This window comes from Gracilibacillus pellucidus (assembly GCF_033949965.1).
Taxonomy (GTDB): Bacteria; Bacillota; Bacilli; order Bacillales; family Amphibacillaceae; genus Gracilibacillus; species Gracilibacillus pellucidus.
Genome location: NZ_JAWZSR010000001.1, coordinates 220,585 through 244,970 on the forward strand (window position 1 = coordinate 220,585; position 24,386 = coordinate 244,970).

18 protein-coding genes are annotated in these 24,386 nt (G+C 36.9%); 16 read left to right on the forward strand and 2 right to left on the reverse strand.

The window, feature by feature from the left end; genetic code table 11:
* Positions 1-11: 11 nt before the first annotated feature.
* From SH601_RS01025 to SH601_RS01090, 14 genes are all read left to right on the forward strand, one after another.
* The gene (locus tag SH601_RS01025) at positions 12-2,291 is read left to right on the forward strand and encodes a glycosyl hydrolase family 95 catalytic domain-containing protein (protein WP_319956359.1); all 2,280 of its coding nucleotides are present in this window, start codon (positions 12-14) and stop codon (positions 2,289-2,291) included.
* Complete coding sequence (locus tag SH601_RS01030) at positions 2,281-3,786, forward strand: glycoside hydrolase family 1 protein (RefSeq protein ID WP_319956360.1); 1,506 nt, start codon at positions 2,281-2,283, stop codon at positions 3,784-3,786. The genes SH601_RS01025 and SH601_RS01030 overlap by 11 nt, the downstream gene beginning before the upstream one ends.
* A 424-nt stretch (positions 3,787-4,210) precedes the next feature.
* The gene (locus tag SH601_RS01035; protein WP_319956361.1) at positions 4,211-6,013 is read left to right on the forward strand and encodes a sensor histidine kinase; all 1,803 of its coding nucleotides are present in this window, start codon (positions 4,211-4,213) and stop codon (positions 6,011-6,013) included.
* On the forward strand, positions 6,014-7,498 hold the full coding sequence (locus SH601_RS01040; protein WP_319956362.1) for a response regulator transcription factor: 1,485 nt from the start codon (positions 6,014-6,016) through the stop codon (positions 7,496-7,498).
* A gap of 12 nt (positions 7,499-7,510) precedes the next feature.
* The gene (locus SH601_RS01045; protein WP_319956363.1) at positions 7,511-8,176 is read left to right on the forward strand and encodes a YesL family protein; all 666 of its coding nucleotides are present in this window, start codon (positions 7,511-7,513) and stop codon (positions 8,174-8,176) included.
* Positions 8,177-8,189: 13 nt separating this feature from the next.
* Complete coding sequence (locus tag SH601_RS01050; protein ID WP_319956364.1) at positions 8,190-9,530, forward strand: DUF4340 domain-containing protein; 1,341 nt, start codon at positions 8,190-8,192, stop codon at positions 9,528-9,530.
* A 155-nt stretch (positions 9,531-9,685) separates the two neighbouring features.
* Entirely contained in the window at positions 9,686-11,113 is a 1,428-nt protein-coding gene (locus tag SH601_RS01055) for an aldehyde dehydrogenase family protein (protein WP_319956365.1), read from the forward strand.
* Positions 11,114-11,585: 472 nt separating this feature from the next.
* Complete coding sequence (locus tag SH601_RS01060; RefSeq protein WP_319956832.1) at positions 11,586-12,557, forward strand: ABC transporter permease; 972 nt, start codon at positions 11,586-11,588, stop codon at positions 12,555-12,557.
* 20 nt (positions 12,558-12,577) lie between these two features.
* Entirely contained in the window at positions 12,578-13,462 is an 885-nt protein-coding gene (locus SH601_RS01065; protein WP_319956367.1) for a carbohydrate ABC transporter permease, read from the forward strand.
* A gap of 50 nt (positions 13,463-13,512) precedes the next feature.
* Complete coding sequence (locus SH601_RS01070; protein ID WP_319956368.1) at positions 13,513-15,213, forward strand: ABC transporter substrate-binding protein; 1,701 nt, start codon at positions 13,513-13,515, stop codon at positions 15,211-15,213.
* Positions 15,214-15,300: 87 nt separating this feature from the next.
* Positions 15,301-16,188, forward strand: a complete 888-nt coding sequence (locus SH601_RS01075; protein ID WP_319956369.1) for an ROK family protein — start codon at positions 15,301-15,303, stop codon at positions 16,186-16,188.
* A complete protein-coding gene (locus SH601_RS01080) occupies positions 16,185-18,227 on the forward strand; it encodes a beta-galactosidase (protein WP_319956370.1) in 2,043 nt (680 codons plus the stop codon). Before SH601_RS01075 ends, SH601_RS01080 begins: the two co-directional genes overlap by 4 nt.
* Entirely contained in the window at positions 18,224-20,488 is a 2,265-nt protein-coding gene (yicI, locus tag SH601_RS01085; RefSeq protein ID WP_319956371.1) for an alpha-xylosidase, read from the forward strand. The genes SH601_RS01080 and yicI overlap by 4 nt, the downstream gene beginning before the upstream one ends.
* A complete protein-coding gene (locus SH601_RS01090) occupies positions 20,485-21,132 on the forward strand; it encodes an SGNH/GDSL hydrolase family protein (RefSeq protein WP_319956372.1) in 648 nt (215 codons plus the stop codon). The genes yicI and SH601_RS01090 overlap by 4 nt, the downstream gene beginning before the upstream one ends.
* Before the next feature lie 76 nt (positions 21,133-21,208).
* Here SH601_RS01090 and SH601_RS01095 read toward each other — a convergent pair whose 3' ends face one another.
* Both SH601_RS01095 and SH601_RS01100 read right to left on the reverse strand, forming a co-directional pair.
* Positions 21,209-22,054: an alpha/beta hydrolase gene (locus SH601_RS01095; protein ID WP_319956373.1), complete on the reverse strand. Its 846-nt coding sequence runs from the start codon at positions 22,052-22,054 to the stop codon at positions 21,209-21,211.
* A gap of 273 nt (positions 22,055-22,327) precedes the next feature.
* On the reverse strand, positions 22,328-22,576 hold the full coding sequence (locus tag SH601_RS01100; protein WP_319956374.1) for a YkuS family protein: 249 nt from the start codon (positions 22,574-22,576) through the stop codon (positions 22,328-22,330).
* Between the two features lie 125 nt (positions 22,577-22,701).
* Here SH601_RS01100 and SH601_RS01105 point away from each other — a divergent pair, with 125 nt between their 5' ends.
* Both SH601_RS01105 and SH601_RS01110 read left to right on the forward strand, forming a co-directional pair.
* Complete coding sequence (locus tag SH601_RS01105; RefSeq protein WP_319956375.1) at positions 22,702-23,703, forward strand: dienelactone hydrolase family protein; 1,002 nt, start codon at positions 22,702-22,704, stop codon at positions 23,701-23,703.
* A gap of 58 nt (positions 23,704-23,761) precedes the next feature.
* Positions 23,762-24,376 carry a hypothetical protein gene (locus SH601_RS01110; RefSeq protein ID WP_319956376.1) on the forward strand — a complete coding sequence of 205 codons (615 nt, stop codon included), beginning with the start codon at positions 23,762-23,764 and terminating at the stop codon, positions 24,374-24,376.
* Positions 24,377-24,386 lie beyond the last annotated feature (10 nt).

Sequence of the window (24,386 nt, forward strand, 5' to 3'; positions counted from 1 at the left end):
GAGTGAATAATATGCAACATTCCATACCAACAAGAGGTGTTTGGACAGATCAACCTGCTAAAAAGTGGGAGGATGCGCTCGTAAGTGGTAATGGTTGTCATGGTGTTATGGTATTTGGAGATCCGATTCGTGATACGATAATTGGTAACCATTGTCGGCTCTATTTACCACAAGGAAATAGCGATTATTTGCCAGATATGTCTCCATATTTAGAGAAAATGAGGTCGATTATTCGAAAGGAAGGATATGAACAAGCGATCTCCTTTTATTATCAAAAAGCAACAGAACTTGGTTATCAAGGCTTAACAATGAGTGACCCCTCACACCCAGGACTCCATTTATCTATTGAAACAGAACACCACCATTATACAGATTATAAGCGAAGCATAAATTATGAGACGGGAGAGCTGGTTGTCTCTTATAAAGTGGAACAACAAGTATATATAAGAAAAACCTTCGTATCACGAGATTGTAACCAGATTATTCATTATCTAAGTCCAGGTAGCTACACAATTAAGTTAACAGACTATAACTATCCGAAAATGAAACAAACAAGTATGGTAGATGGGAAGGTGATGCATACTCAGTTTGATTATCTCTATGGTGATGGCGGATATGATGTAATGATAGATGTGGATGCGAAACAGATTCAACCTCTCCAACAGGTAGCTGGGTGGCAAATAGAAAGTGAAAAAGCTATGCTCATCCGTATGGAAATAATGCCATACAAAGAAGATGCTGAACGTAGCGTTATTAGAAAAACAGAGAAACCTCCGGTAGATTACAAGAGCCTATTTAATCAGCATGTAAACATCCATCAAGAAATGTTTAACAGAGTAGAGCTAACGTTAGCAACAGAGGACAAGCGCAGACAATCGATTTGGACCTTGGTCGAACAGGCAAAAAGCCAAGGAAAAATGACACCTGTTTTATTAGAAAAAATGTACGATGCAGGGCGCTATATGTATATATGCTGTGCTGGAGAGCTTACACCGAATTTACAGGGGATTTGGACGGGAACGTTTGAGCCAGCATGGAGTGGCGATTTTACCTTTGATACAAATGTCGAGTTATCGATTGCCGCTGCACTTTCTAGTAATCTACTAGAAGGATTGGAAGGGTATTTTCGCTTAATAAAAGAATTAATGCCAGATTTCCGCGAAAACGCACAGAAGTATTATGGCGCTCGAGGTGTGATGGCAGCGATCCATTCTAGTAACAGTGGCAAGCATCTCCATTGGAACGCGGAATGGCCATTACATTTATGGACATGTGGTGCTGGTTGGTTGGCGCATTGGTATTATCAATATTATCGTTTTACTGGTGATCGATTATTTTTGCAACACGAAGTAATCCCGTTTTTAGAGGAAATCGTTTTGTTCTATGAGGATTTTCTCATCGAAGATCAAGACGGAACCTATCGTTTTACACCTTCTTATTCAGCAGAAAATGGAGCAGCAGATAATGCAACACAAGATATAGCAGTAGCAAAAGAAGTCTTGTCTAACTTGTATGAGGCATATCAAATTCTAGGTTATCCAGAGGAAAAGCTTGATAAATGCCAAGTGATGTACAATAAAATGCCTGCTTATCAAGTGAATGAAGATGGTGCATTAAAGGAATGGTTGACACCTGATAAAGGAGAAAACTATAATCACCGACATTTTTCCCATCTTTACCCTGTGTTCCAAAGTAGGGAATTTAATAATGAAACAGAACCTTATATGTGGCAAGCGGCGAAAACAGCATTTGCTAAACGATTAGAAGCATGGTTGTTAAATGAAGATGGAGACACGTCATCTACACATGGAAGAATGCACGCAGCGCTTTGTGCTACACAATTTCATATGCCGGAATTAGTAGAAGAAGTTTTTCGTTTATTAGTAGATAATAATTGCTTTTATTCATCGTTAATGATGTCTCATTATAATGAACAAAATGTTTTTAATGTAGATGGTAATGGCGCATTACCGCAGGTTGTACACGAAATGTTAGTTGATTTCAGTCATCAAAGACTGACATTGTTAGGTGCACTTCCAGACACTATTTCTTGTGGAGAAATAAAAGGAGTACATTTGCCCAATCAATTAACTGTTCAGCAATTAAGTTGGGATATAGAAGCAGAAAGGTTGGAGCTGCAAATAGTTAGTAGAGTGGAGCAATCAATTCAATTATACTTGCCACTTTTTGCAGGCAGTAAACAAAATAAGCAAACAATTAACATGAAGCAAAATGAACAAATTTCATTAATTATTCCGTTGAAAAAAGGAGTGAGTCATCATGTATCATGATCAATTAGATGCTTTTCCAAAGCATTTCTTATGGGGAGCGGCATCAGCAGCATATCAAATTGAAGGTGGTTGGAACGCAGATGGAAAAGGGCCATCTATCTGGGATCACTTTACAAAGATTCCTGGTAAAACGTTTAAAGGCACAAATGGAGATGTAGCGGTAGATCACTACCATCGTTACAAAGAAGATATTGCATTAATGGCAGAAATGGGATTGAAATCCTATCGTTTTTCTGTAGCTTGGAGTCGAATATTACCTGAGGGGATAGGTTCTGTTAATCAAAAAGGACTGCAATTTTACGAGGATTTAATCGATGAATTAATCAAACATAATATTGAACCTGTGTTAACATTGTATCATTGGGACATTCCGCAAAGCCTGCAAGATAAATATAATGGCTGGGAATCACGGCAGGCAATTGATGATTTTGATCATTATGCGCGTATTCTTTTTGATAGATTTAAAGATAAAGTTAAGTATTGGGTAAGCTTTAATGAGCAAAATGTATTCACTGCATTAGGTTACAGATGGCAAGCACATCCACCAAACATATCGGATGTAAAGCGAATGTTTGAGTCGAATCATATTATTAATCTAGCAAATGCAAAAGCAATAAATAGCTTTCATGAATTAGTGCCAAATGGTGTGATTGGGCCAAGTTTCGGGTATGGTCCAATGTACAGTTTTGATTGTGCACCGGATAATATACTTGCTGAATTAAATGGGGAAGAGTTTCAAAACCATTGGTGGTTAGATGTTTATGTCCATGGTAAATATCCGAAAGTTACATTGAAACAATTAAATAGACTTGGAATAGCACCAACAATTAAAGATGGTGATATGGAATTACTTCAATCAGCAAAACCAGATTTTCTAGGCGTGAATTATTATCATGGTGGTACGGTACGTGCCAACGAAATTGAACATCCATTACAAATAGATGAGCAAGACTTAGAGAAAGACTTTCAAGCGACAGATCCGTATTTAATGAAACCGAAAGAAGAGCAAGCGCAAAGCCCAGAGACGAGAATGTTTACTAATGTATCTAATCCCCATCTGGAAACAACTGATTGGGGATGGGAAATTGATCCGATCGGTATTAGAATTGCATTAAGAAGGTTGCAAAACCGTTACGATCTACCAATGATGATTACGGAAAATGGTCTCGGTGCATATGACGAATTAGGGGTAGATGAAAAAGTAGAGGACGATTATCGTATCAATTATTTAAGCGCTCACATTAAAGAAATACAAAAAGCTATCACAGACGGTGTGGAAGTAATCGGTTATTGTGCATGGTCCTTCACCGATTTACTAAGCTGGCTTAACGGTTACCAAAAACGTTATGGTTTCGTCTATATTGATCGGGACGAACAAGACGAAAAGAGACTAGAACGAATCCCGAAAAAGAGCTATTATTGGTATAAAAACGTAATCCAAACAAACGGAGAAGAACTAGCAAACACCGAAACTACTATACAGGTTGATAAGTAGGTGATGGATATCAATTTTCTACCATTCTTTTCATGATATGTGCTTTCCACTGCTTCGGCAAAATACGTTTTTCCATGGGAACTATGTATTTTGCCTACGCTCATTATTGTTATTTAGCTATGTGATAATTTTTGTTAGTAGTGTATATAAATCACTGTACTGACTAAATCTAGAATGCATGGGGGACAGGAGATACGAGTATTCCTTTCTCAAAAAATAAAGAGTTTTAATCTAGCGAAGGCAGAAGCCGTACCCTAGAAAAACGGAGTATTCTGCTGTAGCGGTGATTATTCACTTTTCCCTAAAAGTATGAGTGAGTGTATTTCTCCGAATGGATAATCTGATACTTGCGCTTTTAGGCTGTGAAGGTTAAGCAACAACTTATTAAAATAGAATGGATTAGCTGTGACAGGAGGGATTCACTTTGTTTTTGAAGACATTATGGCTTTCCTTAATAGAACAAGTAAAAGTAAAACATAAATTATTGGGTATTTATCTGATTGTCACAGCAATCCCAGTTCTTTTAGTCGGGGCATACTTGAATTATAGTACGAGAGATATTGTGCTAAATCATTCATTAAGTGAAGCAGAATCAAATGTAGATAAGCTTGAGATGCGCTTGCAAACCACTTTTAACCGTGTGATCAGTATTGCAGACATGGTCTATATCAACCAAAATATGAAACAGCTATTAGAAGATGAATATGCTTCAACTCTCGATATGTACAATGCCTATAATCAATATCCCGTATTTAATGATTTCCTACAATACTACGATGAAATTGAAACGATTCAATTTTTTATGAATAAAGATATGATAACGGATTCACATTTCATCTATGCGGATTCCATCGTTAAACAAGAAAAGTGGTATCAAGAAGCTATAGCCAAAAATGGTCGTATATCATGGGTGTATATGGAAGACTATTGGACGGGAAAAGATTACTTAGCCCTAACAAGAGCTGTTTATGGTCAAAACAATGAATTACTGGGAGTCTTAGCTCTTTATGTATCTAATGACATGTTAAAATCTATTGTAGAAGGTGAACCATATCCAGCATTTATAACGCTTGACAATGACGTAATTGTATATAGTACGGACAGTAAATCTATCGGGAAAAAGACAACATTTTTGTCTCAAGAATCGCAAGCAAGTGAAAGTTATATTTTAGATACAGAATATGAGGAAGAACACGTAAAAATCAATGTTCATGATTTTCAACCAGATCAATCACTTGACAATCGGTTTCAAATAGCTACTGTTATCCCAGTTGAAGCTGTAATGAAGGAGCCAAATGAAATTTACACGCAAGGGTTACTCGTAATTATTGGTGTATTAACCGTATCAATTATGTTAATTGGTGTCTTTATTAGAAGTTTTCACAAAAGGATTCAGCAACTAAGAACAACGATGTATCAAGTAGCAAAAGGTGATTTTCAAATCCAAAAAGATATACATGGACATGATGAAATAAGTGAAGTATATCGAGATTTAATGACAACCTCGCAAAGTATACAGAAAATAATTAATGAAGTATATATCCATAAAATTAAAGAAGAAAAATGGAAGCGCAAACAAAAGGAAATGGACTTTAAAATGTTAGCAAGTCAAATTAATCCACATTTCCTTTACAATACATTAGAAATGATTAGAATGAAGGCGATTTTGAATGAGGATCGTGAAGTTGCAAAAATCGTAAAAATATTAAGTAAAATGATGCGATCGGCATTGGAAAGGACAGATCGTCCTGTTCCAATAACAGTTGAGATAGATTTAATCAATCATTATTTAGAAATTCAAAAATTACGGTTTGGAGATAAATTTAGGTATCAATTAGAGATAGAAGATATGGTGACACAATATTATATTTTTCCGCTATTGATTCAGCCTATTGTAGAGAATGCCATTATTCATGGCTTAGAGCCAAAAGAGGATAAAGGATTTATAAAAATTCTCTTGAAAGAGCAAGACGAACATATTCAAGTAGAAGTGAAAGATAATGGTGTTGGTATGACGAAAGAATCAGTTCGCGAAATTAGATATCGATTAGACGATGACGAATACCATTCAGATGGTCAACGTATTGGCCTACACAATGTACATCAACGCTTAAGACTATATTATGGAGAAAAGTACGGACTTGATTTAGAAAGTATGGAAGGCTTGGGTACAACAATGATTGTAACAATTCCTAAGATAAAAGGAGAACAGAAGGAGGTAGGTTAAATGTTAAAGGTGATGCTTATCGATGATGAACCGCTGATTAGAGAAGGCCTTCGTTCGATTATTGATTGGCAATATTATGGATACCAAGTTGTAGGAACAGCTAATAACGGTCGAGTAGGTTTAGAAAAAATAAAAGAACTACGGCCGGATGTTGTATTTGTTGATATCAGAATGCCAGGTTTAAGCGGGATCGAGATGGTAAAGCAAGTGAAAGAGAAAGGATATTCGTGTAAGTTTGTGGTGTTATCAGGCTACTCTAATTTTACCTATGCACAAGAGTCAATTCGATTAGGCGTTGAATCGTATTTATTGAAGCCTGTGGATGAAGATGAATTAGTTTCTCTCATTCAAGATCTTCATGAGAAATGTACGGAGGAGAACTTGCTTTATTCTCAACTCGACCAATATGAAACGATGACAGAAAATGAAGCGTGGAAAATATATTTAGAGGAAAGAAGAAAAAAACATTATGTCCTAGACCAATATACAAATACGATGTTTCAGATTGCAAGTGTGACATTTGTTGAACCAATTGAAAAACGTTGGTTAGAGTCGAATGTAGCGACAGAACATTTATTTAAATATGTTTGGAGCAATCAAGTGCTGTATTTGTTATTTACAGGTACAGATATAGCGGCTATGAAAAGGCAATTGCAATCTATTTCAAGGTTGCTTACTAGTAAGCAACATCAATTTCAACTATTGGAAGAAGACATCCCTTTTGAACAACTACCTGAAAAAATAAATGAATTGAAACAATTACAGAAGCTCTACTTTGTTTATGGTAATGAAACGATGATCACCAATAAACAACAGAGAATAGAAAGACAAATATTACCCGATGATTGGATAACAAACGTGTGTCGTGTAATCGAATTTGATGAGCAGGATAAACTCCATACGTACTTGGAAGAGTTAGAGCATTATTATCAGAAAAACCACTATCAACGAGAAAGAGTTGTGACAGAGTTAGTGGAATTAACAAAAGATATTTATCTAGCATTATCTAAAAATCATCAAGAGGTATCTGTTCCATCGGTTGAGCAAATGACAGATATGTTGTTGAACTCACATACTTTGCAAGAGTTACTTGTTTCTGTGGAACAACAGCTACGCCAAACATCTTCTGAGCTAAATGGGTTTGCGTGTAACCCAGAGAACACAATTGAGAAAATCATAGAGTTTGTTGAGCAATTCTATTATAAAGATTTGAATTTAAAAGTTATTGCGGAACTATTTAATTACAATCGCTCTTATTTAGGAAAGAAATTTAAAAAGCAAACTGGTGATTATTTTCATCATTATTTAGATAAAGTTAGGATGGAAAAAGCACAGTATTTTTTAATAGAGAAGAAGATGAAAGTATATGAAGTTTCTGAAAAAGTCGGTTATGCCAATAACGATTATTTCTATAAAAAGTTTAAAAAATATGCGGGTGTAAGTCCAAAAGAATTTCAAAAGCAGAATCGGATAGAACACGTATAAGGAGAGATTACTATGGCTCAGACAGTAATGGAGAAACCATTATTTACAGCAATTCAATATGTTTATTATTTTTTACTAACGAATATTCATTTTATGTTAGCAAATAGTTTATTTTTAGTGGCTTTTGTGTTCGTTGAGATGACAGTTCAGAATATCTTGTTATTTTATCTTACATTATTACCAGCAGGTCCATCGCTAGCAGCATTGTATGCAACGATGGGGAAAGTGATTCGAGAGCGTGATCTGAACCCGACAAAAGATTTTTGGTCTTATTATAAGAAAAATTTTCGTCTATCAACGAAATATTGGTTTATACAATGGACGATTCTCACCGTTTTAATTGTTGATATATATTATGCTAATCAATTCTTACCAATACTCTCACCTGTGTTTCTGTTGTTATTCATTTTTTCTTTGTTTATTTTGTTATACGCTTTCCCTATTATGAGCCGCTTTGAAGTAAAGCTGAAAAATCTATTTATCGTATCGATTTACGCAATATTTCGCTACTTTAAAACGACTTTATTGCATATCACAACACTTATTTCTTTAGCGATTATTTATTATGCTGCCCCAAGTATTACGATTTGGTTTTGTATGAGTACTGCTGCTTTTTTTCTTATGTTTAATATGAAGAAACCGTTTGAATTAATGCAAGAAGAATTAGCTCAAAAATAAAGGGATGAAAAATATGAAGAATAAAAAAAACGTTATATATATCGTTAGCAGTGTAGTTATTCTATCCGCGTTTTTAATGGTGATTGTTCAGTTGAATCAACATTCCGTTGCAAAAGATGACCAAGTAGAAACAGTGATCGAACACTTTGAAACTGTCACTTCCGTTAAAGTGAATGCAAAGGAAAAGGTATCTTTAATGAAGCAAGAGGATGGCTGGCATGTAGAAGGTGTAGATCGATCAGAAGATGCAACCAAAATCAATCATTTCTTGTCTGCCATGAAGGATATGACTGGTGATCAGGTATCCGTTGAAAAAAAGAATGTACAACTGAATTTTCCGAAGGTAGTAGTTTCTTTTAGCGATATGGATGGGAGTGTACAACGCCTTGCAATTGGAGCAATGGATCAACAAGGTGAGAACTATTATGTCGAACATAAGGATAATGAAATAATATATGCCGTTGATCGTGCTTTTATTGAAAGTATACCGCTTCAATCTCATGCATTAGTAGATAATAGCATTTTATCTATGCCATCATCTGCTATCACAGAAATAGAGATTGATAATGGGACGGAAATCATCCAGTTACGTAAAGATAGTCCGTTCTCGGAAGTAGAATCATTAGCGCATGTTAGTGGCTGGTATGTATACCAGCCCTTCCGCTCTGCTTATAGTGTAAATTTTTCTCATGCACAGGATATTCTACTAGGGATTGATCAACTCGAACAAGTAGAACAGGTGAAAGAGCCTGGTGATTATGGTTTAGAAAATGTTGATTTTTCGATTACCTTTTCAGATGGGGAAAGGGAAGAAAGGCTAAATATTGGTGATCCTGCTGTAAATAATATGTATTATGTGCAATTGGAGAATAGCGAAGAGATATATAAAATACTTGCTGAACGACTAAATCCATTTAGTCACCGTGCTTATGAGATGATCGATCACTTTGTTCATATTCTTTCCCTTGATGTGGTTGATCAACTTACCATTGTAACGAAAGAAACCCAGGTGACCTATACATTCAAGCATGACGACGATGGTGAAGAAATAGTGACATCTGTTTTTCTTGATGGAGAAAAACAAGATACAGAGAATTTTCGTAATGAATATAAAAAAATCGCAGGACTAAGCTTCGACAGAACATATGATGGAGAAATCGTAGAAGAGGAGCCAGAAGTATCGATTGTCTATCAACTAACAGACGAGAATGGCCAATCCATTGAAAATAAAATCGATTTTCTAAATATATCAGATAAGGAAGTAGCGATTAGGAAAGACAATAACGAAAGAATAGACTTTATCATGAAAAAAGAAAAGCTTGATCAAGTGATAGAGTGGGCGCTACGAAGATAAAAATCGATATTAAGAGAAGAGGCATCTAAGTTAGTGACCAAACAAATGCATAAAGCTGCTAGGATGAACAGATCCGCTTCTCTCAAATGTTTATATACCCAAATAAAGGGAATTGTTTTTGTGACGCCCAAAATAAAAGAAAGGATGGGAAAACAATGTACAACTATACAAAACACTATATTAATGGTGAATGGGTTGAATCAACGGGAAGTGAAACAATTGATGTTATCAATCCAGCCACAGAGGAGAAAATTGGTGAAATCAGTTCCGGAACAAAAGAAGATTTAGATATGGCAGTCAAAGCAGCAAAAGCAGCCTTTCCTACTTTTTCTCAAACATCAAAAGAAGAACGTATTAAATTGCTGGAAAGAATAGCTAACGAATATGAAAAAAGAAAAGATGATTTTATTAAAATTATCACAGAAGAGCTTGGTTCTCCCGTCTCTTTTTCGGAAAAGGTTCAATATCAAATGGGATTAAACCATTTTAAAGCAACAGCAGAAGTTCTTCGTAATTTTGCATTTTCGGAAGAAAGAGAGAATTCTTATATTCAAAAAGATGCGATCGGTGTAGCTGGTTTAATTACACCATGGAATTTCCCTACCAATCAGATTGCTACTAAATTAGCTAGTGCACTTGCTGCTGGTAGTACGGTAGTGTTTAAACCAGCATCCAACACACCATTTGCATCCATCTTACTTGTAGAAGTACTAGAAAAAGCCGGTGTACCAAAAGGGGTAGTGAACTTAGTCAATGGTAAGGGATCAACAATTGGGAACGGAATTAGTAGCCATCCGGATATTGATTTTGTATCATTCACAGGCTCTGGTAAGGTTGGTACAACTATTATGAAAAATGCAGCAGAGGATATTAAAAAAGTTGCACTAGAACTAGGTGGAAAGTCTCCGATTGTTGTACTTGATGATGCCAATATTGAGGTGGCTGCTCGAACAGCTATTTCCAATATTGCTACCAATACAGGACAGGTCTGCACGGCAGGAACACGTATTTTTATACCGAAAGCCATGCATGATCAATTTGTTAAGAAAGTGAAAGAACTAGTGGACGAATACCCTGTTGGTGATCCCAAAGACGAGCATACATTTACTGGCCCACAGGTTTCCGAGGAGCAGTGGGACATCGTTCAGGACTATATAAAAAAAGGCATAGATAGTGGTGCTGAGTTGATTGTTGGTGGGGAAGGTAAACCGGAAGAATTAGATACAGGGTATTATTCAAGGATTACGATGTTTACAAATGTCGATCACGAAAGTACGCTTGCACAGGAAGAAATCTTTGGTCCTGTCATGACCGTTTTCACATATGAAACGATTGAAGAAGCGATTGAGCTTGCTAATGATGTTGTTTTTGGACTTGCGGGCTATGTTGTCGGTAATGATCCAAAAAAATTAACGAAAGTAGCTAAAAGTCTTCGCGCAGGCAGAATAGTTGTTAACAATAGTGATAAAGACTTTACTGCACCATTCGGCGGATTTAAACAATCAGGTATTGGCCGTGAATGGGGAGACTATGGTATAGAAGAGTTTCTAGAACCGAAGACAATTACAGGTTTGCCTAGGTAAAATGATCTGTATTGAAAATGAATAGTTAGATACAACAATGTGAGAGTGTATGTAGTATACGCATCTAGTTATTTTTTCACTGTGCGTATATGATACACTCTCACTTTTTTGCGTTGAATATAAGGGAAAAAATCATTTTCCTAAATTAACGAAGGATGATAAGCAGGGCACAGCACTAGTTTCTATGGAATTATTTAACCTTGAGTAAATTACTACGTAAGGTATATTTTTGAAAAATTTCGTTTTGGATGTGGAAATCATTTTGGTCAACTATCAAACTATAGGCCTACCTCTCTTTTTTACTGGTTTTTATGTCTCATTTGTCTGGTTTTTAAAGAAAACGTTATCTAATATAATGAAAACAATAAATAAAACGCTTTCAATAAAGACTGGTAGGTTAGGAGAGAGAGAAATGAGTCGAATCAACCAAGCGGCAGAAGCACAACAAAATTCATCAGAATCACCATCTTCAATGCCAACGGTGAAGCCAAGTTTTCCGTCGCATAAGGGGAAAAAACGAGGACCCTCACCAGAAAAGAAAGGATTTTTTAAACGATTAAGTAAGCAAAAAGCATTATTATTAATGTCTTTGCCATTTGTGATTTGGTTAATTGTATTTAAGTATATTCCTGTTGCAGGTTGGATTATGGCATTTCAAGATTATAAGCCACAATTCGGTATTTTCGAGCAGGAGTGGGCAGGACTTAAACATTTTCGGGATCTTTTTAATGAGCCAATGTTTTATCGAGCTTTGGAAAATACATTAGGAATGGGGATTCTCGGTCTAGTATTTGGTACACTTTCTGCCATTGCATTTGCCCTGCTTCTTAATGAGGTCAGATTTTTGACGTTGAAGAAATGGACACAGACCATTTCTTATTTACCCCACTTCGTTTCGTGGGTAATTGTAGCAAATATCGTCATTACGATGCTTTCACCAGAAGGGATTATGAACAATCTTTTAGTAGGAACGGGGATTTTAGATAGGCCAATCAATTTTATGGCGAAACCAGATATGTTCTGGGGAATTGTAACAGCCGCAGATGTTTGGAAAGAAACAGGTTGGAATGCCATCATTTATTTAGCGGCAATGGCTGGAGTAGACCCGCAACTTTATGAAGCAGCTAAAGTAGACGGTGCGAGCAGGTGGCGTCAAATGTGGCATATTACGTTGCCTAGTATACGCCCTGTCATAATCGTTTTACTTATTTTAAATATCGGTAATTTAATCAATATCGGATTTGAAAAGCAGATGTTGTTAGGAAACAATATCGTTGCGGAAAAAGCATTAGTTATTGACCTGTACGCACTAGACTATGGTATTGGGATGTTCCGATACTCATTCGGTACAGCGATAGGGATATTTAAATCAGTAATTAGTGTCATTCTCATTTTAATATGTAACGGCTTTGCTAAGCGAATTGGTGAAGGACGTGTATTCTAGCAGTAAGGAGTGTTTGTCAGATGAAAAAGAGAAAATGGACGACATTTGATATAGTACTAACTGTCTTTATGTTATTTATCATTGTTATCACGTTGTATCCATTCTTAAACATATTGGCGATATCGTTAAATAATGCGGTAGATACAGCAAGAGGTGGTATTCATATTTGGCCACGCGAGTTTACATTTGCTAATTATCAAGAGATATTCGGTAGCAATGATAGATTATTCAAGGCCTTTCTCATGTCTATCCTGCGAACGGTTATAGGAACGATTGCGGGTATTGTTGCAAGTACGATGCTTGCCTATGTATTAAGTAGACGAGATTTTGTTTTCAATGGTTTCGTTGGGTTTTTACTCGTACTAACTATGTTTGTTAGTGGGGGATTAATACCTGAATATATGTTAATTCGTCAACTAGGATTAATTAATGATTTTGGTGTATATATTTGGCCGATGCTTATATCTGCTTTTAACGTTATTATCATTCGGTCGTTTATGGATAATTTACCAGCTGCATTAGAAGAATCAGCAAAAATGGACGGCGCGAACGATTTTACTATCTTCAGTCGAATTATTATTCCGCTATGTTTACCGGTTATTGCCACCATTGCGCTATTTTTAGCGGTGATGCAGTGGAACAGTTGGTTTGATACGTATTTATATGCGAGGAATAATGAAGCATTGACGACGTTACAATTTGAATTAATGAAAATATTGGATAATGCTAATGTCTCAAGTGGAGATATTACATCACAAAATGCGGCAGTTATTGCCGGACAGACAAATCCACAATCTATAAAGATGGCGATCACGATTATTGCGACTGTACCAATATTGTTAGTCTATCCGTTTTTACAAAAGTACTTCGTAACAGGTTTAACATTAGGTGCAGTAAAGAGTTAGGTATTAATGTAAATTAATATACAATTTCATGAAAAGTGGAGGGGAAGAACATGAAGAGAAAGCTATCCATTTTATTATTGTCTTTATTATTTATGTTGGCAGTATCTGTGTTAGTTGCTTGTAACGCTGATTCAACTTCTGATACAGATACTAGTAATGAAGGAGAAGAATCGGAAGATACCAATGATACATCAGGTGATGAACCGCTGACACTAACTTTCTTTAGTGCAGATGGTGAGGAAAAATCATTCGATGATCCTGTAGCACAAAAAATTACCGAAGAAACAGGAATTAAGTTAGAAATTGATTATCCTGTAGGTGGAAATGATGAAGCGATTCCGTTAATGATCGCAAGTGGTGATTATCCAGATTTAATTTATGCGAAAGGTGATATTGGGAAATTAATAGAAGCGGGCGGCGTTATTAAGTTGGATGATTTAATTGAAGAGAAAGGCGATAATTTGAAAGCGATGTATGGAGAGCAAATCGATCGTCTGAGAAATTCTGTAGATGATCCGAGTATTTATACCGTGGGAACATATGGAGTGGAAAATGCTTATTGGGAAACAAGTGGTACTTTTCAAATTCAGTTAGATGTTTTACGTGAATTAGGTTATCCAGAGATTACATCATTAGAAGAATATGAGGATGCCATTACAGAATACTATGAAAAATACCCAGAAATTGATGGGCAACCAACCATTCCATTATCACTTTTAGGTAGTGATTGGCGTTGGTTAATTACAGTTGGTAACCCAGCAGGCTTTGCGGCAGGATTAACAGATGATGGGCAATGGGCGGTAGATGATGAAACAGGTGAAACAACCTATAAATTTTTACTTCCAGAAATGAAAGAATATTTTAAATGGTTAAATGGATTAAATGATAAGGGATTATTAGACCCTGAATCATTTACGCAAACACATGATACGTATATTTCGAAATTGTCATCAGGAAGAGTATTAAGCATTGCTGATCAAGATTGGAATATTGGTGATGCAGATGCAGCACTTGTATCATCAGGCAACGAGTGGAAAACGTATGCTCCGCTTGCTGTTACGCTCGGTGATGAATATGAGTCTCAAGGCTTGAAAGATTATGGTTTTGCGGGAGGTTGGGGAATTGCTATTTCTGCAACTAGTGAGCGTCAAGAAGAAGCATTTGAATTTTTAGATTGGATGGCGTCTGAAGAAGCACAAATACTTGTTAACTGGGGAATAGAAGGCGAAAACTATGATGTAGTAGATGGCAAGCGCGTGATGAAGGAAGAAGATCGGGAGCGTATGAATACGGATAGTGATTATCCAAAAGAGACAGGTGTAGGGTACTATGTCTATCCATATCCACAATGGGGGAATGGTGCATTAGATTCTGATGGTCAACCTATTACACCAGATTCTGAACAAGATATTATTGAGAACTTTAATGATGCTGAAAAAGAAGTATTGGCTGAATATGGTATGGATAACTGGATTGAGTGGTTCCCTTCTACTGACTCATTAGGTGTTTCTAACCACGGTACAGTCGCTAACTACTCGATTGAATCTGGAAGTGATTTAGAGATCATTCAGCAAAAAGCAGATGATTTAACCGAACAACGGATTACGCAAACTGTATTAGGTAGCCCGGATGACTTCGACGAAGCATGGGATTCAATGATCGATGAATTAGAAGCAATGGATATTGACAAAGCAAATGAAGCAATGACCCAAAAAACACTAGACGTAATGGAACTTTGGGGAACGAAATAATCAGTAGTCAGAAAGCTTGTTTTTGGATCAAGCCTGATGTTTAATCAGGCTTGAACTTTTACATAACGAATACAGGAAGTGATGGGGATGGTATATCTTTGTTTTGATATAGGTGGAACCAATATTAAGTATGGGGTACTTCAAGCAGATGGTACGTTTCTTATCCGAGATCAATTCCCAACTAGACGTGATCATGCCGCTGCATTTATTAGCGATTTACAGCATAAAGTAATCGAAATAGGTGAGGAATATCTAATTAGAAAAGTCGGGATAAGCTTTCCAGGCTTTATTGATTCTACAACTGGATATGCAGAATTCGCTGGAGCAATCGATGTTTTACATGGGAAAAATATCATTGATTTATTAGCAAAAAAGGTAACAGTGCCCATTGTAATCGAAAATGATGCAAATTGTGCTACTTTAGCAGAGAAGTTAATCGGTAATGCAACCAATTGTCAAAATTTTATTTGTATGACGATTGGAACAGGGATCGGTGGAGGTATTGTTGTGAATGACAAGCTAGTAACTGGTCATACATGTAAAGCAGGAGAGTTTGGTCTAATGATCGTCGATGGGATGAAAACTGGTTATAAAACTATGCATGAACTTGCTTCAACAAGTGCACTCATTGATCAGTATAAACAATTCAAAGGGTTAGGAAAAGATGATGTTGTAGAGGGAGCAGAAGTATTTCATGCTGCACGAAAGGAGCAACCTGTGCAAGATATACTTGATCAATGGTTTCAATATGTTAGCTACGGGATTTTTAATATAGCAGCCACATTAAACCCAGAAAAAATTTTAATTGGTGGGGCTATTAGCATCAGGGACGATTTATACACAAAGCTTGCTGATGCGCTTTCGATGATTCCGTCATGGCGAGATATTGAGGTAGAAATTGAGCCATGTCAACATCATAATGACGCTGGTATGTTAGGTGCCCTTTATAAATGCTTAGAGGAGGAAACAGTATGATAAACAATCGATTACCAAAGATTTGGTATGGTGGAGATTATAATCCAGAACAATGGGATGATGTGACCATTTCGGAAGATATGCGAATGTTTAAGTTGGCAGGTATTGATGTAGCAACAGTTAATGTGTTTTCATGGGCACTTAATCAGCCAGATGAAACGACCTATCATTTTACGTGGTTAGATGAAACCCTCGATCGGTTATATGAAAACGGTGTATATGTTTGCCTTGCTACAAGTACAGCAGCACATCCAGCATGGATGGCCAAAAGATATCCTGATATAAGGCGAGTGGATTTTGAAGGAAGAAAAAGACAATTTGGTGGAAGGCATAATTCTTGTCCGAATAGTCCAACATATCGTAAATATGCAGTACGAATGGCCAATAAATTAGCAGAGCGTTATAACGATCATCCTGCAGTTGTAGCTTGGCATGTATCGAATGAATATGGTGGATATTGTTATTGTGACAATTGTCAAAAAGCCTTCCGAGTTTGGCTAAAAGAAAAATATGGAACAATAGAGGAAGTCAATCGAGTGTGGAATACATCATTTTGGGGGCACACGTTTTATGAATGGGATGAAATCGTTGTACCAAACGGTTTAAGTGAGGAATGGCAAGGTGGTCAAAATACTAATTTTCAAGGTATTTCATTAGATTATCGTCGTTTCCAGTCTGATAGTTTATTAGAAGTTTTTAAGCTGGAACGTGATGCAATTAAGCAGCATTCCTCAGACATTCCGATTACAACGAATTTAATGGGACTCTATCCAGAACTTGATTATTTTAAATGGGGCAAAGAAATGGATATAGTATCATGGGATAATTATCCGTCTATTGATACACCAGTAAGTCTGACAGCGATGACCCATGATTTAATGCGCGGGCTCAAGAGTGGTCAGCCATTTATGTTAATGGAGCAAACCCCTAGTCAGCAAAATTGGCAGCCATACAATGCATTAAAACGACCTGGTGTGATGAGACAGTGGAGTTATCAAGCAGTCGCACATGGTGCAGATACTGTTATGTTCTTTCAATTGAGACGTTCAAGGGGGGCAACGGAAAAATATCATGGAGCAGTAATCGAACATGTCGGACATGAGCATACTCGTGTATTCCGTGAATCTGCCCAGTTAGGAAAAGAATTAATCCAACTTGAAGATAAAATAATCGATAGTCGTATAAATGCGCGTGTAGCCATTGTTTTTGATTGGGAAAATCGCTGGGCTATCGGGTTATCGAGTGGTCCGTCTGTCGCATTAGATTATGTAAAAGAAGTGCACAAATATTATAATGCCTTTTACGAGCGGAATATTCCAGTAGATATGATTGGTGTTGACGAAGATGTAACTCCATATGATATCGTTATCGCACCTGTTTTATATATGGTGAAGCAAGGACATGCGGAGCGATTGAAACAATTTGTTCAAGGTGGAGGTACTTTTGTGACCACATTCTTTAGTGGTGTGGTAGATGAGAATGATCTTGTTACTTTAGGTGGCTATCCAGGAGAATTAAGAGAACTAGTAGGTATATGGGCAGAGGAAATTGATGCATTAGAACCTACTAGTACGAATGAAATAGTGATGCAAGAAAAAGTGGGATCCCTTTCAGGTAATTATACATGCAATCTATTATTTGATTTGATCCATGCAGAATCAGCGGAAGTTATAGCAACATATGGTTCGGATTTTTACAAAGGAATGCCGGTTTTAACGAGGAATAAATATGGAAATGGTCAAGCCTACTACATTGCTTCAAGTCCTGAACAAGCATTCGTACAGGACTTCATCGATACGATTTGTGCAGACAATGATATTGTGGGTGAGATGGAGTCTGAACAAGGAGTAGAAGTGATTGCACGGGAGAAAAATGGAGAAACGATTATTTTTGTGATGAATCACAACAACGAGATAGCAAGTTTTGACACTGCTGAACGTCCATATACAAATGTACTTACAGGTGAAAGTTATCAAGGAAAAATAAATATAGCACCAAAAGAGACATTTATTTTCATAAAGGGGGAAGAAGCGAAATGAAATTTACAGATGGTAACTGGCTAGTAAGAGAAGGATATGACATACACTTTCCAAAGTTAATTCATGAGGTAGAAGCGTTAGATGGGTCTGTTACACTTTATGCGCCATGCAAATATTTAAACCATCGTGGTGATACACTGGATGGTCCATTACTAACGATTAAAATATCGACACCTATTGAGGAGGTTATTCGGGTAGAAACATGGCATTTTAAAGGGGGAAAAGCAAACTATCCTCTTTTCGAGGTGGCGGATAACATAAAGACGATTCGAGTGCAAGAGGAAGATACACATGTCACTTTTACAAGTGGCTCTTTGAGATTGCAGATTGACAAACAAAACTTTGCTTTACGATTCGTAAATGACAACGGAACATTAACTGATGCAGATAGTAAAGCACTTGCATGGATTGATGGACCAGAGGAGAAAACGTATATGCGGGGGCAATTACGTCTCGGTGTAGGTGAGCATCTATATGGTCTTGGTGAACGTTTTACCCCATTTGTGAAAAATGGTCAATCCGTTGATATATGGAATAAGGACGGTGGAACAAGTTCAGAACAATCGTATAAAAATATTCCCTTTTATTTAAGTAGTAAAGGCTATGGTATTTTCGTTAACCACCCTGAAGAAGTAAGCTTTGAATTAGGATCAGAAACCGTTTCACGCGCACAATTCAGTGTGGAAGGAGAATACTTAGATTACTATTTTGTTAATGGTCCTTCCCCTAAAGAAGTGGTTAGTCGTTATACCGCGTTAACCGGAAAGCCAGCACTTCCTCCTGCATGGTCATTTGGACTTTGGTTATCCACATCGTTTACGACTGATTATAATGAGGAAACAGTCCATCATTTTGTGGATGGAATGGCAGAACGTGGTATCCCGTTAAGTGTTTTTCATTTTGATTGTTTCTGGATGAAAGAATTTGAGTGGAGTAATTTTATTTGGGATCGTCGTAATTTCCCTGATCCAGAAGGTATGTTAAAAAGATTAAAAGACAAAGGCTTAAAAATATGTGTATGGATTAATCCATATATCGCACAAAAGTCGATTTTGTTTGATGAAGGAATGGCAAAAGGCTATTTACTGAAGAAACCGAATGGTGATGTATGGCAATGGGATTTATGGCAGGCTGGTATGGGGATTGTTGACTTTACGAATCCAGATGCATGTGATTGGTTTAAAGAAAAACTGAAAGCGCTACTAGATATGGGGGTTGATTCATTTAAGACGGATTTTGGTGAGCGAATTCCGACAGATGTAGTGTATCATGATGGATCAAATCCAGAAAAAATGCATAACTACTATGCTTTTTTATACAACAAAGTAGTGTTTGATTTATTGAAAGAAGTAAAAGGGGAAAAAGAAGCGGTTGTATTTGCGCGTGCAGCAACAGCTGCTGGACAACAATTCCCTGTGCATTGGGGAGGAGATTGTGATTCAACCTACGATGCGATGGCTGAAAGCTTACGTGGTGGATTATCGTTAACTAGCTCAGGATTTGGCTATTGGAGTCATGATATTGGTGGTTTTGAAAATACTGCAACACCAGATGTATTCAAGCGGTGGACAGCATTTGGTTTACTTTCAAGTCATAGTCGTTTCCACGGTAGTTCATCTTATCGTGTACCATGGAATTTTGATGAAGAAGCGGTTGATGTTGCTCGCCATTTTACCAAGTTGAAAAATCGGTTAATGCCTTATCTATACGGGCAAGCAGTCGAAAACAGTGAGACAGGTGTCCCAGTGATGCGTTCGATGCTACTAGAATTTCCAGAAGATCCATTATGCGAAACATTAGACAGACAATATATGTTGGGAGACTCTATTCTTGTAGCCCCAATTTTTAATGAAGCAGGGCTAGGCTCCTTTTACTTACCAAAAGGTAGATGGACACACCTTTTGACAGGTGAAGTAGTTGAAGGGGGTACATGGATAAAAGAATCGTATGATTACTTTAGCCTACCACTTTTTGTACGACCTAATACGATATTGCCTGTCGGTACAAGTGAAGAAAATCCAGTCTATGATTATACGAATGAGGTAACGTTAAAAATATACGAGCTATCAGATGGAGAGCATGCTGAGCGAACACTTGTAAACGCTGAAGGTGAGCAAGTTGCATCTGTAATAGCAGAACGTAAGGGTAATAACATTAATGTAAAAACAGCAGGACTTGAAAAGGCTTATCATATCGAGATTATCGGACTGAAAAAAGTATCTGTTGAACGAGGTACAAAAGAGGTGGTGATTGAACGATGAAACTAGAACATAACCAAAAGTTGTTGTTTATCGGGGATTCTATTACAGATTGTGATCGCGCCAAGCCAGAAGGAGAGGGCCTGTTTCAAGCTTTAGGGAATGGTTATGTAGCGATTATTGATGGCTTATTACAATCAACCTATCCTGAGCTTGGTATTCGTGTTGTTAATAAAGGTATATCGGGAAATACGGTGAAAGATTTACAAATGCGTTGGCAAGAGGATGTCCTGAATCAGCATCCAGATTGGCTAGTAGTAATGATCGGTATTAATGATGTTTGGCGTCAATTCGATACGCCAACTATTCCAGAAAAACATGTGTACTTGGAACAATATGAAAAGATATATCGTGAATTGATCGAGCAAACAAAGCCAAAAGTGAAGCAAATAGTATTGATGACACCATATTATATTGAAGCAAACATGAATGATCCGATGCGTGCGAAGATGGATGAATATGGTCAAGTGGTGAAAAGACTCGCGGATGAATATCAAGCAATATTTGTTGATACACAACAAGCGTTTAATGATTTGCTAGAGCATGTTTATCCAGCGACAATAGCATGGGATCGGGTTCACCCAGATCATACTGGCCATACCATTATCGCGAAAGCTTTTTTAAGAGCGATTGATTTTGCCTGGTAAAGAAGAGCGATCAAAGTGTCCAGTACGATGAAAAACAAGAGCTAGTCCATTTATCAAAGGGATAGCTCTTGTTCGTTTAAAAGCGATGCTCCATCCAATTTACAATATCAGCTATTGTTGTTTGGTGGTAATCTGCATGTAAAAGGTGATGAAATCCATCATTAAATACTAATCCTTTTTTATCTAGCACTTCGATTTTTTTGAGGAAATCTTGGATAATGTTAGGTTGTATAATTGGGTCTTGTTCGTCATATACACAAAGGATTGGATATTGGAATGATCCAACATCACTTAGTGCATTCATACCATTCTTCAATAATTCCGCTAACCATTTTGGTGTAATCTCGGCGGTCATATATGGATCATATTGTAACGTTTGTTGCTTCGGTATATACGGTGTGAGTTGCTCCATTCTTCCAAGAATTCGTTGCCATTTTATTGGATTGATCGAGAAAGTAGGGATTAACTTGGAAGATAGCTCCAACATTTTCCTCCCAATATACGGAACATTGACACGCAATGCCAGTGCAGGAGCAGATAAAATAACTCCTTTTGTGTCATATTTATAGACTTGACTATAGCGAATGACGATTAAACCACCTAAACTATGACCAAATAAAAAAATCGGAAGAGTACTAAAACGTGTAGATACTAATTGAATCAATGTATGCAAATCATCGATATATTCTTGAAATGTATTGATATGCCCTCGTAAGCCTGGAGATTGTCCAAATCCTCTCAAATCTGGAGCAACTACAGCAAAGTTTTGTGCAACACACTGTTTACAGAGCGGCACATATCTCCCAGAATGCTCTCCGGCACCATGAACAATAATAATAACTGCTTTTGGATTGGAAGGACTCCATGTTTGATAAAAAAGTTCCATACCATCCGGAGCTTTCATAAAATGACTGGAATACATGATAAACCTCCCGCTTCTATTCTTGTCTTTATCATAAACATAAATGGTTTAATCAGTCATGTTAATTTTTTGTAATGATTCAAGCTAGAAATGAATTATAAGAAAGCCAGCCTTCCTTGTGTAGAAGGCTGGCTTCTTAGTGAGTAGTTTACATAATCAGAAAGTGGCCATTAAATCGTGAAAAGTGGCCATAAACCAATTAAAAGTGGCCATTAAGTCTTGAAAAGTGGCCATAAAACACTCGAAAGTGGCCATTAAATCCTCGGGACTTAATTATTGTTGACCAAGCCTTTGCTCTACTTGTTGATATACATCTGCAGCATTCATACCATCAGCATTGATTACAGCGCCTTGGATAGCAGTGTTTTCCATCCCCATCATATTTTGATCTAATCCTGTAATAACACAGCAATCACAGCCATTAGCATCTTGTTCTTGATTTAATGTAACGACATCATGTCCATTTTCTTTTAATAGCTGTTGTACAGCCGTTAATGATTCTTCTACACCGATGCGAGCCATTTGCTAACCTCCTTGTCATTTTCTCAAGATTAATATGTACGGAATCAATTGCTTCATACATATTTCTTTTTTAGAAAAATAGTTTATAATAGAAGTGGAGCGTTTACAAAAAGGCGGGTGAGTGTATGAATCAACTAGATCAATTATTTGAGGATTTATATGAAGAAACCTTAACGGAAGCGCAACAAACAAATGAAAACGTAGATAAAAAGGAAGTATTACAACATTTGTTAGGTGACTTCACTTATCTAGAGCAAAAGAGAATAGAGATGAAAGCAGAACAGCTAGAAACGAAAGAATTTGCATCATATAAGCGAGAACGGATTTCCTTATCAGTAACAGATAAAATATACATACGTGTTTATGTACTAACTCCGAAAAAGGCACAAAAGCAATACCCGAGTATGCTCGCTATCCATGGGCATGGCTATGGGGTCAATGAAGCGGTGGGACTGACGGCAAACGGTGAAGAAGAAAAGGGGAAGCCAAGTATTCACAATCAGTTTGCAGTAGAATTAGCAAAACGTGGCTTTAAAGTATTTGCACCAGAAGTAATTGGTTTTGGTACACGCAGGTTAACACGAGATATCGAAGCAGATAAACTAAATTCCTGTGAAGCAATGGCAACAAGTCTTTTGCTAGAAGGAAAGACTTTGACAGGACTACGTGTATGGGAAGCACGTGCGATGTTAGACTATATGGTGTCATGCTCTGATGTGGATAGTAATAAAATCGGGATGATGGGCTTCTCAGGTGGTGCGGTAATTACTACTTATACGGCGGTATTGGATGAGCGCGTACAGGCGACGATATTGACTGGTTTTCCTAATACCTTTAAAGGGAGTATAATGGCACGTCGCCATTGTATTGATAATTACATTCCAGGCATTTTACAATATGGGGAGCTACCAGATTGGATTCGATTAATTGCACCGAGAAGTTTGTTTATTGAATCAGGTGAAAATGATCCTCTCTTTCCAAGTTTATATGCTAAAAAAGCGATTGCAGCAATAGCAACACAATATGATACAAAGTCTGATGCATTCGCCTATGATATTTTTCCTGGTGGGCACGAAATTTGTGGAAGACAATCATATGATTGGTTAAGAAAACAATTAATAGACTAATACGTATATGTTATACTTTTACATAAAGATAGAATGGCAGTAGGGGGAAAATAAGGCGATGCGGAAATTATGGGAAACATTGAAAACGATGTCTTTTAAAGAAGCGGTAGATTATATTTGGGAATATTACAAATTGCATATTATTGGAATAATTGCAGCAGTTGTTTTTCTTGTGTCGCTTTTGACGACTATTTTTGGAAAGGAAGAGGATACATATGAATTGATGATCGTTAGCGATATTCCGTATGATGTGATTGAACCGTTTGAGCAACAAATTAATGAACAGTACTTTAATGATTTCCGTGTAGCAATTAACAATATTACGTCCGGAGGCGGCTCTATTTCAGAGTTATCTTACGCAGATGTTCAAAAATTTTGGGCGACAATTGGTGCAAGTATGGCAGATATTATTATAACAAATGAAACAATCGCGCAAGAATTAGTAGAACAAGAAGGTTTACTTAAGATAGAAGAAGCAATTGATTTAGAGCGGTTATCTGACAAAAATGTGCAACAGTATCATTTGGATATGAATGATGTTTATGGGATTGATACGAATCAGTTAGCTGTATTTGCAGATTATGAGGTTTTCCAAGACAAAGTAGTTATTATTCCGATTAATTCTGAAAATCATGCATACACCACAGAGTTTTTAGAAACGTTATTACAATAGATAGGAGTGT

Bases quoted from the DNA above. Each gene is read 5' to 3' on its own strand.
- SH601_RS01025 (WP_319956359.1), top strand. From the start codon at position 12: ATGCAACATTCCATACCAACAAGAGGTGTTTGGACAGATCAACCTGCT.
- SH601_RS01030 (WP_319956360.1), top strand. From the start codon at position 2,281: ATGTATCATGATCAATTAGATGCTTTTCCAAAGCATTTCTTATGGGGA.
- SH601_RS01040 (WP_319956362.1), top strand. From the start codon at position 6,014: ATGTTAAAGGTGATGCTTATCGATGATGAACCGCTGATTAGAGAAGGC.
- SH601_RS01045 (WP_319956363.1), top strand. From the start codon at position 7,511: ATGGCTCAGACAGTAATGGAGAAACCATTATTTACAGCAATTCAATAT.
- SH601_RS01050 (WP_319956364.1), top strand. From the start codon at position 8,190: ATGAAGAATAAAAAAAACGTTATATATATCGTTAGCAGTGTAGTTATT.
- SH601_RS01055 (WP_319956365.1), top strand. From the start codon at position 9,686: ATGTACAACTATACAAAACACTATATTAATGGTGAATGGGTTGAATCA.
- SH601_RS01060 (WP_319956832.1), top strand. From the start codon at position 11,586: ATGCCAACGGTGAAGCCAAGTTTTCCGTCGCATAAGGGGAAAAAACGA.
- SH601_RS01065 (WP_319956367.1), top strand. From the start codon at position 12,578: ATGAAAAAGAGAAAATGGACGACATTTGATATAGTACTAACTGTCTTT.
- SH601_RS01070 (WP_319956368.1), top strand. From the start codon at position 13,513: ATGAAGAGAAAGCTATCCATTTTATTATTGTCTTTATTATTTATGTTG.
- SH601_RS01075 (WP_319956369.1), top strand. From the start codon at position 15,301: ATGGTATATCTTTGTTTTGATATAGGTGGAACCAATATTAAGTATGGG.
- SH601_RS01080 (WP_319956370.1), top strand. From the start codon at position 16,185: ATGATAAACAATCGATTACCAAAGATTTGGTATGGTGGAGATTATAAT.
- yicI (WP_319956371.1), top strand. From the start codon at position 18,224: ATGAAATTTACAGATGGTAACTGGCTAGTAAGAGAAGGATATGACATA.
- SH601_RS01090 (WP_319956372.1), top strand. From the start codon at position 20,485: ATGAAACTAGAACATAACCAAAAGTTGTTGTTTATCGGGGATTCTATT.
- SH601_RS01095 (WP_319956373.1), bottom strand. From the start codon at position 22,054: ATGTATTCCAGTCATTTTATGAAAGCTCCGGATGGTATGGAACTTTTT.
- SH601_RS01100 (WP_319956374.1), bottom strand. From the start codon at position 22,576: ATGGCTCGCATCGGTGTAGAAGAATCATTAACGGCTGTACAACAGCTA.
- SH601_RS01105 (WP_319956375.1), top strand. From the start codon at position 22,702: ATGAATCAACTAGATCAATTATTTGAGGATTTATATGAAGAAACCTTA.
- SH601_RS01110 (WP_319956376.1), top strand. From the start codon at position 23,762: ATGCGGAAATTATGGGAAACATTGAAAACGATGTCTTTTAAAGAAGCG.